Source organism: Lutibacter sp. B1, assembly GCF_012524075.1.
GTDB lineage: Bacteria > Bacteroidota > Bacteroidia > Flavobacteriales > Flavobacteriaceae > Lutibacter.
Window position 1 is genome coordinate 1 of sequence record NZ_JAAZUI010000154.1, and the last position, 517, is coordinate 517.

The 517-nt window shown below is 25.1% G+C and carries 2 protein-coding genes; both read right to left on the minus strand.

Annotated elements, in window-relative coordinates; genetic code table 11:
* The coding region (locus tag HGB55_RS15330; protein ID WP_168817970.1) for a type II toxin-antitoxin system RelE/ParE family toxin at positions 1 to 310 on the minus strand (310 nt) is incomplete at its 3' end.
* Positions 301 to 517, minus strand: a 217-nt coding sequence (locus HGB55_RS15335; protein WP_168817972.1) for a hypothetical protein, incomplete at its 5' end; no start/stop codon positions are given. The genes HGB55_RS15335 and HGB55_RS15330, both read right to left, overlap by 10 nt.

The following is a 517-nucleotide window of genomic DNA, read 5'->3' on the forward strand; positions in this document are numbered from 1 at the left end:
TTCTTTCAATCTTTATTGGATTTTGTCGAGAATCAAAAATATCATTAATTTCAATCCGTTTTTCACTCTTATTTATCCAATAAATTATTTTGTAATTTTTATAAACTAAATATCTGAATTCATTTGGTCTATTAATTAGCAATTCCTCAATCTGACCAATCTCAGGCTGTTTTTTTAGTTTTAATGTTTCTTTTGCAATTTCTTTAGTCAAACTTTTAGCAACTTTTAAGCTTGCATTTTCTTTGTAGTATTCGAAAATGTTTTGAAGTTCTTTTTTAGAAAAATCCGTCCAATAAATTTTTAGCTCCATTTGTCAATCTCCGAAATTAAATCATTTATCTCTGTCAATTTTCCTTTTTTAGAATCATCCAAAGATTTGTCTATTCGTTGATTAAATTTTTTCATAGTCATTGGCTGAATATTATCAAATTCAATTACAGTTTTTTCTTTTTTCAAAATAGTTTCAAGGCGAGAAATAGTTTTCTCACTTTGTATTTTAAGAATTTCTTGAATAAAC